The 14966-nt window shown below is 45.1% G+C and carries 12 protein-coding genes and 2 pseudogenes; 10 read left to right on the top strand and 4 right to left on the bottom strand.

The annotated features are described in order from the left end of the window. Positions 1–111 precede the first annotated feature (111 nt). Entirely contained in the window at positions 112–345 is a 234-nt protein-coding gene (locus tag QMZ64_RS07265) for a transcriptional regulator SplA domain-containing protein (protein ID WP_025808421.1), read from the top strand. A 73-nt stretch (positions 346–418) separates the two neighbouring features. Beyond that, complete coding sequence (splB, locus tag QMZ64_RS07260) at positions 419–1447, top strand: spore photoproduct lyase (RefSeq protein ID WP_023857297.1); 1029 nt, start codon at positions 419–421, stop codon at positions 1445–1447. A gap of 7 nt (positions 1448–1454) precedes the next feature. Here the strand turns inward: splB and QMZ64_RS07255 are convergent, their stop codons facing one another. Beyond that, positions 1455–2147: a GNAT family N-acetyltransferase gene (locus tag QMZ64_RS07255; RefSeq protein ID WP_265627823.1), complete on the bottom strand. Its 693-nt coding sequence runs from the start codon at positions 2145–2147 to the stop codon at positions 1455–1457. Between the two features lie 221 nt (positions 2148–2368). On the opposite strand from QMZ64_RS07255, the pseudogene QMZ64_RS23285 reads away from it, so the two are divergent. From QMZ64_RS23285 to QMZ64_RS07240, 4 genes and pseudogenes are all read left to right on the top strand, one after another. Then, positions 2369–3292, top strand: a pseudogene (locus tag QMZ64_RS23285) (HAMP domain-containing protein); the annotation flags it as partial. Continuing rightward, the gene (locus QMZ64_RS23280) at positions 3287–4234 is read left to right on the top strand and encodes a methyl-accepting chemotaxis protein (protein ID WP_409365409.1); all 948 of its coding nucleotides are present in this window, start codon (positions 3287–3289) and stop codon (positions 4232–4234) included. The pseudogene QMZ64_RS23285 and the gene QMZ64_RS23280, both read left to right, overlap by 6 nt. A gap of 95 nt (positions 4235–4329) precedes the next feature. Further along, positions 4330–5121, top strand: coding sequence for an SDR family oxidoreductase (locus QMZ64_RS07245; RefSeq protein WP_265627173.1), 792 nt, complete (start codon positions 4330–4332; stop codon positions 5119–5121). Positions 5122–5134: 13 nt separating this feature from the next. After that, the gene (locus QMZ64_RS07240) at positions 5135–6007 is read left to right on the top strand and encodes an NAD(P)-dependent oxidoreductase (RefSeq protein WP_265627172.1); all 873 of its coding nucleotides are present in this window, start codon (positions 5135–5137) and stop codon (positions 6005–6007) included. Positions 6008–6050: 43 nt separating this feature from the next. Here the strand turns inward: QMZ64_RS07240 and QMZ64_RS07235 are convergent, their stop codons facing one another. Then, positions 6051–6812, bottom strand: coding sequence for a CAP domain-containing protein (locus QMZ64_RS07235; protein WP_301441213.1), 762 nt, complete (start codon positions 6810–6812; stop codon positions 6051–6053). Between the two features lie 345 nt (positions 6813–7157). Here QMZ64_RS07235 and QMZ64_RS07230 point away from each other — a divergent pair, with 345 nt between their 5' ends. Both QMZ64_RS07230 and QMZ64_RS07225 read left to right on the top strand, forming a co-directional pair. After that, positions 7158–9266, top strand: a complete 2109-nt coding sequence (locus tag QMZ64_RS07230; RefSeq protein ID WP_301441212.1) for a peptidoglycan D,D-transpeptidase FtsI family protein — start codon at positions 7158–7160, stop codon at positions 9264–9266. Between the two features lie 161 nt (positions 9267–9427). Next, complete coding sequence (locus tag QMZ64_RS07225; RefSeq protein WP_265627169.1) at positions 9428–11236, top strand: PAS domain-containing protein; 1809 nt, start codon at positions 9428–9430, stop codon at positions 11234–11236. Here QMZ64_RS07225 and QMZ64_RS07220 read toward each other — a convergent pair. Both QMZ64_RS07220 and QMZ64_RS07215 read right to left on the bottom strand, forming a co-directional pair. After that, positions 11214–12436 (bottom strand): annotated as a pseudogene (locus QMZ64_RS07220) (aminotransferase A). The gene QMZ64_RS07225 and the pseudogene QMZ64_RS07220 sit on opposite strands and share 23 nt — an antisense overlap. Positions 12437–12626: 190 nt before the next feature. Next, positions 12627–12785, bottom strand: coding sequence for a hypothetical protein (locus tag QMZ64_RS07215; protein WP_301441211.1), 159 nt, complete (start codon positions 12783–12785; stop codon positions 12627–12629). Between the two features lie 171 nt (positions 12786–12956). On the opposite strand from QMZ64_RS07215, the gene QMZ64_RS07210 reads away from it, so the two are divergent. After that, positions 12957–13481, top strand: a complete 525-nt coding sequence (locus tag QMZ64_RS07210; RefSeq protein ID WP_165426867.1) for an RDD family protein — start codon at positions 12957–12959, stop codon at positions 13479–13481. Between the two features lie 96 nt (positions 13482–13577). Then, positions 13578–14897: an MFS transporter gene (locus QMZ64_RS07205; RefSeq protein ID WP_243940052.1), complete on the top strand. Its 1320-nt coding sequence runs from the start codon at positions 13578–13580 to the stop codon at positions 14895–14897. Positions 14898–14966: the final 69 nt, after the last annotated feature.

Here is a 14966-nt window from a genome sequence, read left to right as displayed (position 1 = left end):
AAAACCGGACCGGCATAACCAATGCCCGTCCGGTTTTTTTGTTGATCTGAATGATCTCGGCTACGGCGGAAATAATACATGTGACCAATTGTTAGAAAGGGGGATTTTGATATGCCCAGGCAGCCATTCAAGCCGGGTGATGAGGTCTATGTCATTTACCGGAACCCGCATGCCGCCAATGTCGCGCATATAAAGGAAGCTGAAGTCGTTGATCACCCGCTTCACGAAGGTGAACTGGCATTGTTTATGTATGATACATATCACGCCTTTGCCGAAGATGATGCCGTTTTTTCTTCATATGAAGAGGCGGAACGGCTTTACCGTGAATTATTTGACGGGATATGAAGATATTACCGGTATATCGCATCCTCTAAATGCAAAAAGTAACGTAAATAAGTAAAGGATGTGTCTGTTTCCAATGGTAAAACCGTTTGTTCCCCAGCTCGTCTATATTGAACCGAGAGCGCTGGAATATCCTCTGGGGAAAGAGCTAAGGGATAAATTTTCAAACATGGGGCTTGAGATCAGGGAAACGACTTCACACAACCAGGTAAGGAATATCCCGGGGGAAGGCCACCTGCAAAAATACAGAAATGCGAAATCCACTTTGGTTATCGGCGTCAGAAAAACATTGAAATTCGATTCGTCAAAACCGTCCGCAGAATATGCGATTCCGTTTGCAACAGGGTGTATGGGTCACTGCCATTACTGCTACCTGCAGACGACAATGGGCAGCAAGCCGTATATCAGAACGTACGTCAATGTGGAGGAAATACTTGATCAGGCGGACCAGTATATGAAAGAACGCGCTCCCGAGGATACGCGGTTTGAAGCTTCTTGCACATCTGATATTGTCGGGATTGATCATTTGACACACACATTAAAGCGTGCAATTGAGCATTTCGGTCAATCCGACCACGGTAAATTGCGTTTCGTGACAAAATTCCATCATGTCGACCATTTGCTTGATGCCAAGCACAACGGAAAAACGCGTTTCCGCTTCAGCGTAAATGCAGATTATGTCATCAAAAGTTTTGAACCCGGCACATCCCCTTTGGATAAACGGATCGAAGCCGCCGTGAAAGTAGCAGAAGCAGGCTATCCGCTTGGTTTTATCATCGCTCCGATTTATATTCATGACGGCTGGCAGGAAGGCTACAGAGTGCTGCTCGAAAAGCTCGATCGTGCGCTGCCGCAGCATGCAAGGCGCGACATTACCTTTGAAATGATCCAGCACAGATTCACGAAGCCGGCAAAAAGAGTCATTGAAAAAAACTATCCAAAGACAAAGCTCGAACTGGATGAAGAAAAACGGCGCTACAAATGGGGCAGATACGGGATTGGCAAATATATATACCAGAAGGATGAAGAAGCAGAGCTTCGCAGCGCCCTTGAAACGTATATTGATAACTATTTTCCCGAAGCAAAAATCGAATATTTCACATAACAGAGCTTTAGCCGGAAAAGCTCTGTTTTTTGTTTTGAGATGTTAAAAAAGGGTTTTTCCACTCCATTAAGACCGCATAATCAAGCGATTCCTCATCTTCAATGTAGCCGGGGATCACGCAAACCGGCGATCGTCCGCACTGGAGCAGGAATGAGAGCACGGGATCGCGCTTTTCCCCGTCCAAGACAGCTTGAACATACTGTTCGGGCGTCATTTCTTTAGCTGACTTGTGATAATGGGGAATCCGCCCGCCGCCAATGAGCCGATTGAGCCCTTTAAAGACCGTCAGTTCATACATGGATTGCATCAGCCGCTTTCCGATGCTGAGTTTTCGATAGTGTGGGGATACGGAAATATCGACGACATAAAGGGAGTTTCCATCGTTTTGATGTGTGCCGATATACCCGTTGTCCGTCACTTCGTCCCACCTGTGGTGCGGATGATGCGGATCAAAATCAGTCATAAGCGTCGTCATCGAACCGATGATTCGGCCTTCGGAAACCGCGCAAAGCGCACCATCGGGAAATCGTTCAATATGGGAATAGAGCTGCTTTTCATTCCACAAAAGGTCTTCCGGAAACGGAGGCGGATAGCATTCTCTTTGAAGTGCAATCAAATCGGGAATATCTTTTTTGCTGTAGTTGCGGATGTCCACCTGCTGATAAGAAGTGCCGTTATCGACGTAAAACTGTTTATAGATCGCCCATCACTCCTTTTGATATTTCCTTCATTATATCGTTATTTTAGCAGGCTATCTTAATTTTGCGAAATTTTGGCCGATAAAAAGAATATGAAGGTGCATGTAAAGGAGGGTTTCATTTGTTTAAAAAACTGCATGTCAAAATTGCTGGATTTGTTGCCATCCTGCTGATTTTGACGGTTATCGTCCTACAGTTTTCCACAACATATTTATTGAAATCAATGCTTGAAGATGAAGCAAAAGAATCGACGTCCAGCCTCCTCGGTTCAATTAAAAGAAATATTGAGCTTCAATTAGAAAACTACGAGATTTCTTTGAATCGTATAAGTGATGGAGAATTGGCTCACTCATTCTTAAAAGACGGTGATAATAAAATTATAAAAATCGTCAATGATGAATTAAAACAATTAAAAGAAAAAAATGAGTATGTCAATTTAGCTTATATCGGCACAAAGAAGAAGGAAATGTTTACATTTCCGAAAACGACCTTTGATGATGATTATAATCCGGCTGAAAGGCCATGGTATATGTCAGCTGCAAAAACACCCGACAAAGTCGTTTGGACGGAACCTTACAAAGATGCGGTTTCCGGAGATATGACAGTTACTGCGGCAAAAGCCATCGTCGTCAATAATCAAGTTGAAGGCGTTGTCAGTATAGACTTGTCATTGAATTCATTAAACAAAATCATCGAAAATCAAAAGATGCCATATGACGGCTACGCATTTATTATGGACCAAAACGGGACAATGCTCGCCCACCCGTCAAAACAAGGTGACGATATATCGAAAGACAAAACATATCGGGATATCCCGTCATCCAAAGACGGAATCAAAGTAGGCAAAGATACGGTGATCGCTTATCAAACCGTCGGGGGTACGGGCTGGAAAGTCGGTACGCAATTCGACACGGCGAAGCTGATGTGGGTCGCACAGGAAATGAACAAAATCGTCATCATCGTTTCAATCATTGCTTTGGCAGCTGCGATCATTTCAAGTTATTTCCTTGCCAAAACGATCACAGGCCCGATTAAGCGGCTGATTGCCAAAACAAAGGCAGTCGCGGGCGGCGATTTGACGGTCCAGACAGCTGCTGCCTCAAAAGACGAAATCGGCATATTGACAAAAGACTTCAATAAGATGGTCGAACACATGAAAGAAATGATTGTGCAAGTCGGAACATCGTCTGGAAAAGTATCGAAAACGACCGATCAATTAAGCGCTGTTTCAGAAGAAACAGTTTCTGCGAGCGATGAGATCGCCAAAGCAATCGAAGAGGTGGCGACAGGCGCGACAGAACAAGCGGCAGAGGTCGAAAATGTAAATGAACAATCCGAACGGCTGTCTGTCAAAATTAAAGAAATTGAACATCATGCCGACAGCATCAAGAAGCTTTCGAGAACATCAGAAGATGCAAGCTATACAGGAATCGATGCTCTCGGGCAGCTGCTTGCAAAATCAAATGAAGCCAACTCGGAGACGAAGAAAGTGGAACATATGCTTTTGCAGCTTGAAGAAAAAACGAAAAACATCGAAGACGTTGTTACAGCCATCTCGGCGATCTCTGATCAAACAAACCTGCTTGCTCTGAACGCCAGCATTGAAGCAGCCCGTGCCGGCGAAAGCGGACGCGGTTTTGCGGTAGTTGCAGAAGAGGTGAGAAAGCTTGCCGAACAATCGGCGGTCTCTTCACAGCATATCAGCGAAACGGTCAAGCAGATTCAGCTGGAAACGAAAGAAGCCGTTTCAGCGATGACGGAAGCAAGCAAGATGAACGAAGAGCAAAATGGAATGATTCACGAGACAGGAGAAGCACTCAGCAAAATTACTGCAGAAATGCAGGCGCTCGTCAACTCAATTGACCACATTTACTCTGAAATATCGGATATGAGCGGAGAGCAGCAAAAAATGACCGATTCGATCCAGAGCATTTCAGCCATTTCCCAGCAGTCAGCAGCGGCTGCGGAAGAGGTCAGCGCTTCGACGAACGAGCAGCTGACAGCGCTGGAAAGCATCGCAAAATCGGCTGAAGCGCTGAGCGAAGCCAACCAAGAACTATTAAATGCGATCAATAAGTTTAACGTATAATAAAGAAGTCCCTCTTGTTGAAAGAGGGACTTTTTCAACGCTCGCAATCCCAATTTTCAGAATATGCGTGTTACACTATAAGTATGAAGGGAGTGATGATTGTGGACTTAAAGATGAATGGCAAAACGGCGCTTGTGGCAGCAAGCAGCAAAGGACTCGGCAATGCGATCGCAAAAGCCCTTGCGACAGAAGGGGCAAATGTCATGCTGTCCGGGAGGCACGAAGCAGACTTGAAAAAAGCAGCGGAAGAGCTGAGCGAACTCGGCGGCGGATCTATCTCTTATCAAGTATGTGATCTTGCAGACGCCCACGGGATCAAAGCGATCGTTCAAAAGACGGCTGACACATTTGGAATGATCGATATGCTTGTCAACAATGTCGGAGGACCGAAGGGCGGCAGCCTGCTGGATCTGACAGATGATGACTGGACCTCATCATTTGAATTGCATCTGCTCAGCTATGTCCGTTTAATCCGCGAAGCTTTTCCATATCTAAAAAAGGATGGGGGACGCATCGTTAATATCGCTTCATCATCAGTTAAACAACCGATTCCGGGATTGCTGCTTTCCAATACGTTTCGAATGGGAATCGTCGGTCTGACAAAATCCATTGCTGAAGAGTTGGCCGAAAACCGCATTTTGATCAACACGCTCGCTCCGGGAAGAATCGCAACAGACCGCGTGGCAGAGCTTGACCGGCTGAAAGCCGAGAAAACAGGCCTTTCCGAGCAGCAGGTGAAGGAAAGCTATGAGAAAGAGATTCCGCTCGGCTCCTACGGAAAACCTGACGACTTTGCACAGTATGCAAGCTTTCTTTTATCAGAATGCAATACATATATGACTGGACAGACACTGCTGATAGACGGCGGAATGGTAAAAGCAATTTAAGGGGGATGACATCATGAAAAAAACAATCGGATTTATCGGACTCGGTGTAATGGGAAACAGCATGGCCTCGCATATTTTGGCTGAAGGCTATCCCGTCAGCGCCTATACGAGAACAAAACAGAAAGCGGACAGCCTCGTGGAAAAAGGGGCGGAATGGAAATCATCCGTCAAAGCACTGGCGCAGTCGTCTGATGTGATCATCACAATGGTCGGCTACCCAAAAGACGTTGAAGAAGTTTACTTTGGAAGCGAAGGCATTATTGAAAATGCCAAAACAGGTTCTTTCCTCATCGATATGACGACTTCCAAGCCTTCTCTCGCCAAACAAATCGAGGCTGCTGCAAAAGAGAGAGGACTTTACGCTTTGGATGCTCCAGTTTCAGGCGGGGACGTCGGCGCGAAAAACGGCACGCTCGCCATCATGGTCGGAGGAGAACGGAAAGCCTTTGATGAATGCTACCCGATCTTTTCGATCATGGGTGAAAACATCCAATATCAGGGACCGGCCGGAAGCGGCCAGCATACGAAAATGTGCAACCAGATTGCGATTGCTGCAGGTATGATCGGCGTCGCGGAAGCGATGGCTTACGCCAAAAAATCCGGACTCGATCCCGACAATGTGTTAAAAAGCATTACGACCGGCGCTGCGGGAAGCTGGTCCCTCTCAAATCTCGCGCCTAGAATGCTGAAAGGCGACTTTGAACCGGGCTTTTACGTCAAACACTTTGTTAAAGACATGGGCATTGCGCTTGAAGAAGCGGAGTTGATGGACGAGAAAATGCCGGGGCTCGAGCTTGCGAAAAGCCTTTACGACACCCTTGTGGAAAAAGGCGAAGAAAACAGCGGCACCCAAAGTCTGTACAAGCTTTGGACAGAATACAAATAACGAAAAAACCACTTGCTGTATGCAAGTGGTTTTTTGCTGGTTCTTATTTTCCGATGAACTGCTGAGTCCAGTAGTTGCCGTCTTTCACATATCCAACACCGATATGTGTGAAGTTAGGGTTCATAATGTTTTTTCTGTGGCCTTCACTGTTCATCCAAGCTTTGACAACTTCCTGAGGCGTTTTTTGGCCTTTCGCGATGTTTTCTCCGGCAGTGCGGTATGTGATGCCGAATTTCTTCATCATGTCAAATGGAGAACCGTAAGTCGGGCTGTTGTGATCAAAATAATTGTTATCTTTCATATCTTGAGATTTCGTGCGGGCAACCTTGCTCAGTTTTTCATCCAAAGTAAGAGGTTTTAGCCCTTGTTTCTTTCTTTCCGCATTCGTCAGCTCAACAACTTCTTTTTCATACGCGCTTACAGAAGAAGATGAAGGCGCTGTATTTTGCTTTTGCTGTGAAGTCTGCTCTTTTGAAGCCGCAGGCTTTGAAGCTTCCTGTTTTTGAGTCTGCTTGCTTTCAGGCTTCGAAGCTTTAGGTGCAGAAGACTTCGGTGCAGAAGTTTTAGGCTGTTGAGTGGCTTGTTTCATATAAGAATGAAGCAGAGACTGAATTTTTTTCTGGTCAGCTTTAGAAAGCTGGTTCATGTTTTGGATATTCAGTTTGCCTGCGAGATCAGTTACATTTATGGAATGAACGGTTTTGACTTGTACTTGCTGCTGCTCTTTAGCGTCAGCGTGTTGAACGCCGCTGAATGTGAAGAGCGTTGCTGCAGCTGCTGCTGATAAAAGAAAAGCTTTTTTCATAAACAGTAATCCTCCTAAATGTTGTAGTTGTTGTTTCGTACACTAGAATCATAACACGGCTTTTTTGAAATAATAGATCCATATATTTCCTTTGACAAGGTATTATTGTTAATTTTGACATAAAAAAAGAAAAACCCTTTGCTGCCAATATGCAACCAGATCGTTCTTTTACGCGTCTTGTCATAAACGTGGTAAAATTTAAATATGTTAGTTAAATTTTAATATAAAAAGAGATTGACAGCTTTTTTAAAAACTTTAGATTGTAACAACCATTACAAAAGTGTTACAATATATCTCAGTTAATTAATGTAAAAATTGAATATTGTGAGAGGAGAGAGAGTTTCAGTGACAGAATCTCAACATGATCCGGCTGAAATCAAAAAGAGCAGGCGTTCGCGTTTATGGCGGATCAACCTGTACTTCTTTGCGGTGTTCACTTTGTTTGCTGCGCTGATTGTCAAGCTGGGCCTCGTGCAAATCGTCAATGGAGAGGCGTATGAGCAGGAAGCTTCGAAAACCGAGGCGAAAATTGCGTCATACCCGGCACCGCGGGGTAAAATGTATGACAGATACGGGCGGGTGGTTGTCGACAACCAAAGCGTTCCCGCGATCACATATACGATGATGACAAGCACAAAAACGGAGGAAAAAATCAGCACAGCCAAAAAACTCGCAGAATTGATCGATATCGATACATCATTTCTGAAAGAGAGAGATTTGAAAGATTACTGGCTTGCCAGGCACCCGAAAAAAGCTGCTGCACTTCTGAAAGACAGCGAGAAAACCCTCAAGTCTGACCAAACATACAAGCTGCAGGTGGACCGCGTTCCGGCGGAAGAGATCAAAGCGCTGGAAAAGGACAAAGACGAGCTTAAAGTCGCCGCGATTTTCAGAAGGTTTTCAGGCGGCTATGCATATGAGCCGCAAATCGTCAAAGCGATGAGCCCGAAAACCGCGGGGAAAAACGATGCGCAGCTCCTTGATGAGAAGGCTTCAAAACAGATGCCGGCCAACGACTTGACGTATGAGGAAGTCTCCCGCGTTTCCGAGCATCTCGAGGAACTGCCCGGCGTTGACGTCATCATGGACTGGACCAGGAAATACCCTTATGAAAAAACGCTCTACTCCATTTTCGGAGGGGTCACAACGCCTGAGCAAGGGCTTATCAAGGACCGGGAAGATTTTTACCTGACAAGGGGATATGCCCGGAATGACAGAGTGGGAAAAAGCTATCTCGAGTATCAATATGAAGAATATTTAAATCCGAAAAAAGCGAAAGTGCAATATACAGAAAACCGCTCAGGGAAGGTTATCAGCCAGGAAACGGTTGATGAAGGAAGACGCGGCTACGATCTGCAGCTGACGTTCGACATGGAGCTCCAAATGAAAGTCGAAGAAGCGATCGAAGAGGAGCTTAATAAATTCCGCGGCTCAAACTACATGCTGGACAGAGCGTTCGTCGTCATGATGGATCCGAATAACGGAGACATTCTGTCCATGGCCGGAAAACGAATCGTCGACGGCAAAATCACCGACTATTCAATCGGCGCGTTTACGACCCAGTACGAAATGGGATCAGCGGTCAAAGGCGCGACCGTACTGGCCGGCTATCAGGACGGCATGCCGCATGGGCAGAGATATTTAGATCATGAGCTGAGCTTCGCGGGACCTGTTAAAAAAGGCTCCTACAGAGGAAACACCATCGGCTGGGCTGATGAGGTTAGAGCGCTGGAAAAAAGTTCAAACGTTTATATGTTTTATGTAGCCATGAGAATGGCAGGGATCACGTATAAACCGGGCGGTTCTCTTCCCGCAAACCTCGAAGACTTAAATAAAATGAGGTATTATTTCAATCAATTTGGGCTCGGGGTAAAAACAGGCATCGACTTGCCGCAGGAATCGGCCGGAATGCAGACGAATCCTAAGGTTGTCGGGGGACTCTTGCTCGATGAAGCGATTGGCCAGTTTGACACGTATACGCCTTTACAGCTCGCCCAATATGTTTCAACGATTGCCAATGGCGGATACAGGTTGCAGCCGAGAGTCGTGAAAAGCATTCACCAGCCTGAAAGCGAAAAACTCGGTCCTGTCATCGAAGAACGCTCTGCCAATGTACTGAATCGTATCAACAACTCCCAAAGCGACATCGCCATCGTCAAGCAAGGATTTAAAAGGGTAACCCAGACGGGAACTGCAGCCGGCGCATTCGGTTCACTTGACGTATCAGGCAAAACCGGAACGGCACAGACGAACTACTACGGTACAAACCGAAATTGGTGGGGTACACCGACTTATAATATCACCTTTGCTGGCTATTACCCATCAGAAAATCCGCAGGTTGCCTTCAGTGTAGTCGTCCCGTCTGTTGACGACAAAACGAAGATGAACAAAAACATCGCCGCCAAAATCGTCAAAGCCTATGTCGATCTGCAAAAAAAATACATCAAGGATTAGACAAAAAAGAACACGGATTTTTTCCGGGTTCTTTTTTTTGTTATCAAAATTTGACGAATGCTAGAAGTTTTGAAGGAGATTTCCCGTATTTTAGCGAATCCTTTTAAGCAAAATAGTTTTAATGAATGCTGGTCATGAATAGGGTATAAAGGAGGGATATGATGGAACAAAAAACAAAACGTTTTGAGCAATATAAGCCTCATATGAATTTACAGGCAGTCCTGTCAGCTAACGGCCGTTTTATATACATATCTGCAAATTGCAAAGAGCTCTTAAGCTACGAGCAGAATGAACTGATCGGTACGTATTTGAAGGACTATTTACACGAAGACGATCTTTTTCTGGTAGAAAGCTATTTTTACAATGAGCATCATTTGCTGCCTTGCACCTTCAGATTTGTGAAAAAAGACTACACGATGATCTGGATCGAAGCATCGATCGATTTCGTGACGACCCATGTTGGAGAAAAAGAACGCGAGATTGTACTCAAAATGAAAGTGTTTGAAGACCGTCCCTCTAAGAAAAGCAGCTCTATAAAAGAGGAAGACGAACCGGAAGAAGCTTCCAGGCTGCCGGCAAAAGAGGAATTCGAAGCCATGGTGGAAGGCTTGCCAAACCCTCTGTGCATCAGCGTTCAAGGGGAAATCGTCTACGTTAATGACGCCATGGTCAACCTGCTCGGAGCCGAGCACAAACGGCAAATTATCGGAAAGTATTCCTACGATTTTATCGAGAAAGAGTACCATGACATCGTCAAAAACCGTATCAAGCGGATGCAGCAGGGACTTGATGTCGGAATGATCGAGCAAACTTGGCATAAGCTCGACGGCACGCAGATTCACCTCGAAGTCAAGGCGGCGCCGACCATTTATCAAAACCAGAAAGCGGAGCTGCTCCTGCTCATTGACATTTCATCGAGGAAGAAATTTCAGACCATTTTGCAAAAAAGCAGGGAGCGCTATCAGCTCTTGATTCAAAACTCAATCGATACGATAGCCGTTATTCATAAAGGTAGATGGGTCTTTATGAATGAATCAGGCATTCGTCTGTTTGAAGCAAAAACGTATGAGGATTTAATCGGCAAAGATATTTATGAACATCTGCACCCATGCGATCACGAAGATGTCAAAGCGAGGCTGAAACGGATTACAGACCGAAAATCCGAATCTGAAATCATAAAGCAGACGTGGTATACATTTGAAAAAAGGCTTATCTATACAGAAATGGTTTGCATCCCTACGACATTTTTCGGAGAAACGGCCGTTCAGGTGATTTTAAGGGATATTTCTGAACGCAAGCAGACCGAAGAGCTGATGGTCCGTTCGGAAAAACTGTCGATCGCCGGACAGCTTGCAGCCGGGATCGCCCACGAAATCCGCAATCCGCTCACCGCGATCAAAGGGTTTTTACAGCTGATGAAGCCCACGATGGAAGAAAATGAACATTATTTTAATATTATCTTTTCCGAATTAAGCAGAATCGAACTGATCTTGAGCGAGCTTCTCATGCTGGCAAAGCCGCAGCAAAACGCATTGAAAGAAAAGCTAGATCTGATCAGGCTGATCCGCGAAGTGACGGCCCTTTTAGAAACGCAGGCCAACTTAAACGGCATTTTGATCAATACGATCCTCCCGAACAATATCTATATTAAAGGGGATCAAAATCAATTAAAGCAAGTGTTTATCAACCTGATCAAAAACGCCGTCGAATCCATGCCGAACGGCGGTACGGTCCATTTGACCGTCAGAGAAACCGATGATTCGGTCATCGTCGAGGTGGAGGACGAAGGAGAAGGGATACCTGAACATGTCATGAAGCGAATCGGCGAGCCGTTTTTGACGACGAAGGAAAAAGGAACAGGCCTCGGTTTGATGGTCACCTTCAATATCATCGAAAATCACAACGGAACAATCGAAGTCGACAGCAAAGCAGAAAAAGGCACGACATTTAAGATTTCATTTCCAAAATAAAATAAAAAACAACGGCGTAAAAGCCGTTGTTTACGTAGTCTGTATCGATTGCCTCTTATTGAAAACAAAGGACTCCAGCCGGTCAAGACCTTCCCTTAGCGTATCAGGAGAATATGCGTAAGAGATCCTCACATAGCCTTCCCCGTATTCAGAAAACGAGCTGCCCGGCACGATCGCAAGCCCCTCTTCCTCAAGAAGCGACATGCAGAAATCAAAGGAAGACATTCCAAACGATTTGATGGACGGGAAAATGTAGAATGCTCCCGACGGTTTAATCACATCGAGGCCCATTGTCACAAGTCTGTCGTACACGTAGTCAAGCCGTTTTTTATATTGCTCGCGCATGATCAGCGCGTCATCAAACCCGTTGGTGACGGCTTCCAGAGCCGCTTTTTGAGAGATCGATGAAGCGCACGATACGTTGTATTGATGGACTTTTAAAATATGTTTGGCGATTTCCTTCGGCGCGAACAAAAATCCGATTCTCCAGCCTGTCATGCTGTGGGATTTGGAAAGTCCGCCGATGACGATCGTCTGGTCCCTTAACACAGACGCGATGGAGTGGTGCGGTCTGTCAAAAGTGAGTTCGCTGTATATTTCATCCGAGAGCACAAAGACGTTCCGGCCTTTTAAAAGGGAGGCGATGTCCTTCAGCTCTTCTTCGGACAGCGTCATTCCCGTCGGGTTTGACGGATAAGGAAGAACAACACATTTTGTCTTCGGCGTCAGCGCTTCCTCGATCAATTTTGCTGTCAGCTTAAAGCCGTGAGACGTGGTGTCAATGATCAATGGAGACGCTCCGCACATTTTGATGATCGGCTCATATCCGGGGTATACCGGCCCGGGAAGAATGACTTCATCGCCGGGTGATAAAATCGTGCGGAATGCTGAATCGATGGCCTGGCTGGCTCCCGTCGTCACAATGATCTCGCTTTCCGCTTCATAATTTAAATCAGCTTTTTTCTTCATATAAAGCTGTACAGCCTGCCTCAGTTCGGGATATCCGGCGTTGTGAGTGTAAGATGTTTGATTCTCATCTATCGCTTTTTTGGCGGCCTGTTTGACATGGTGGGGGGTGAAGAAATCAGGCTGGCCGATTGTTAAAGAGATTACGTTTTCGTACTGGGATACAAGGTTTGAGAACTTGCGGATCCCTGAGATTTCGATTTCTTTTACATTTGGATTAAGCAAATGTTCCATTTAGCATCACCTTAAAAATGTTATGGTTTATCTTATTTTACCATCATCAGACTAATTGTCATCTTTTAATCAATCAATTTTATAAAAACTCGTAACAAGTATATGCAAAACAATCCAAGGTATGCGGTCATGCGGATGGCGGCAGATAGAAAAATAAGACAATCAAACGATTGCCTTACATGATGTTCCGTTAATAGCCGTAATCGAAGTCAACATCTTCTTTCCACGAAATATATATTTGTTTTTCACTGTCTGAAGCATCCTTGAGCATTTCTGTGTAAACGGCCCGGCTGACCCCTTCTAAAATGGTCATTTCATGATTTTTAATCGTTACAATTGTTCCCATCATAAACACCTTTCCTGAAAAATCCTTGACCATTGTAACACGATAAATGTCAAAGTCAATGAAAAACTTGTGAGCCGTACATTAATTTAACTTTAAAAAAACGTGATACGTATTGATAATATTCAGCGAGTCTTAGTAGTATATAGAAGTTAAGATGTTAGGAGGAAAAGCACATTGGAATTGGAATTAGACAAACACGAAACTGCTCCTGAAAGGAGCGAGTATGCCGGAATCGGCGCGCGTTTTGTAGCTTCCCTGCTCGACGGATTGATTCTCGGGATTCCCGCATATATTTTCACGTACGTTTTAACAGCGGCGTTGATGTTGGGAAATTCGGATATCATGATCATGATGGAGACTGATCCCGAGTATTTGAGCGATCAGGAAATCTTTACGTTTATCATCAGCATGTTCAAAACCATAGCAATCGTTGGAAGTATTACTTTTATTGTTTATTTTCTTTATTACACGCTGATGGAATCATCCAAATGGCAAGGGACGCTCGGCAAGAAAATCATGAACATTCAGGTGGCGAAAGCAGAAGGCGGAAGAATCTCTTTTGGCTGTGCGGCAGGAAGGTTTCTGGCGAGAAGCTTTCTCTCTCCGATTTTGTTGATCGGCTACATTATGGCCTTTTTCACAGAAAGGCGCCAGGCGCTTCATGATATGTTGGCAGGAACCATTGTCGTAAAAAAATAACGGACAAAAGACAGCACGCTTTCAGCATGAATGCGTGCTGTCTTGTTCAGAAAAATGTTTCACGGCAGGAATAAAAATAAGGAGGCATCAATCCAGATGGATACTCAGCCGGAACGTGAACAAGCTGTAAAGCAGGCGCAAAGAACGGGAATCAAGCTCTTTTTGACGCTGCCGATTCTATCTTGGGCGTTATACGATTTTGCAAACACGATTTTTTCATCAAACATTGTGACAATCTTTTTTCCTTTTTATTTGCAGGAGGCAGTCGGCGAAAACGCCAGCATGAATCAGGTGGCAAGCACTTTCATCTCCTATTCGAACGCAGCCGCAAGCTTTCTGCTCGTCATTTTCACGCCTTTATTCGGGGTGCTGATCGACCGGACGGGCAGAAAGAAAAAATACATCGGTCTGTTTACGATGATTTGTGTTTTGTGCACCATCTTAATGGGGGTTTTTGCGGGCGCCTCGTTTCAGAAGGACATATACGGGCTTCCGTTATCTTTGATCCTTGTCGTCATCATGTTTGTGACCGCAAAGTTTTTCTATCATTCAAGCCTGGTGTTCTATGATACGATTTTGGCTGATTTGGGTACAAAAGAAGAAATTCCTCTCTTATCAGGATTCGGGATTGCGATCGGATATATCGGCACTTTAGCCGGCTTAACGGTTTACCTTCTGGTCGGCAACCAGGATTTTCACCGCGCTTTCATCCCGTCGGCTCTCTTGTTTTTGCTTTTTTCACTTCCGTATTTGCTTTTCACGAAAGAGAAAAGAAAACCGGAACCGAAAGAAAAGAAATCGTTTTTCAGCGGATACAGGGAAATCGTGCAGACGTTCAAGGACATTCGCCTGTACAAACCGGTCTTCTTGTTCATGATCGCCTACTTTTTCCTGAATGACGCGCTTGCTACAGCAGTGGCCATGATGGCTGTTTATTCAAAAACGGTCATCGGTTTTACGACCGGACAATTTGTATTGCTTTACCTTGTTTCAACGGTCTCAAGCATCATCGGTTCATTTCTGCTCGGCTTTGTGACAAAAAAGATCGGTGCCAAACACGCGGTCAGCCTTGTCGCCGCCATTATGATCACCGCTTTGACGATCGGAGCCTGCACAACGTCAACGGTCTTGTTTTGGATTGCGGGAAGCTTGTTCGGCATCTCGCTTGGAGGCACATGGGTCGCATCAAGGACACTGATTATCGAACTGACGCCCGAACATAAAAGAGGCGAATTTTTCGGATTGTTTGCTTTGTCGGGGAAAATCTCTTCCATTTTCGGTCCGGTCCTGTACGGATCGATTACTTTGCTGTTCAGGGATCTGGGGAACATGGCCAGCAGAATGGCTTTCGGATCTTTAGTGTTATTGGCAGCGATCGGCCTGATCATTCATCAAAATGTTAAGGCAAAAGCTTAACCCAGAGCATCAACTTTTAACAAAAGACGCCGATATAAAAAGTAAACACAAAGTAGGATAGAGAGGGAT

The sequence above is a fragment of the Bacillus sp. LB7 genome, assembly GCF_030449715.1.
Lineage (GTDB): Bacteria > Bacillota > Bacilli > Bacillales > Bacillaceae > Bacillus > Bacillus paralicheniformis.
The sequence above is the reverse complement of the archived record's forward strand: the minus strand, read 5'-3'. Positions and strand labels throughout refer to the sequence as shown.

Bases quoted from the DNA above. Each gene is read 5' to 3' on its own strand.
- QMZ64_RS07235 (WP_301441213.1), bottom strand. From the start codon at position 6,812: ATGAAAAAAGCTTTTCTTTTATCAGCAGCAGCTGCAGCAACGCTCTTC.
- QMZ64_RS07245 (WP_265627173.1), top strand. From the start codon at position 4,330: ATGATTGTGGACTTAAAGATGAATGGCAAAACGGCGCTTGTGGCAGCA.
- QMZ64_RS07205 (WP_243940052.1), top strand. From the start codon at position 13,578: ATGGATACTCAGCCGGAACGTGAACAAGCTGTAAAGCAGGCGCAAAGA.
- QMZ64_RS23280 (WP_409365409.1), top strand. From the start codon at position 3,287: ATGGTCGAACACATGAAAGAAATGATTGTGCAAGTCGGAACATCGTCT.
- QMZ64_RS07265 (WP_025808421.1), top strand. From the start codon at position 112: ATGCCCAGGCAGCCATTCAAGCCGGGTGATGAGGTCTATGTCATTTAC.
- QMZ64_RS07215 (WP_301441211.1), bottom strand. From the start codon at position 12,785: ATGATGGGAACAATTGTAACGATTAAAAATCATGAAATGACCATTTTA.
- splB (WP_023857297.1), top strand. From the start codon at position 419: ATGGTAAAACCGTTTGTTCCCCAGCTCGTCTATATTGAACCGAGAGCG.
- QMZ64_RS07225 (WP_265627169.1), top strand. From the start codon at position 9,428: ATGGAACAAAAAACAAAACGTTTTGAGCAATATAAGCCTCATATGAAT.
- QMZ64_RS07240 (WP_265627172.1), top strand. From the start codon at position 5,135: ATGAAAAAAACAATCGGATTTATCGGACTCGGTGTAATGGGAAACAGC.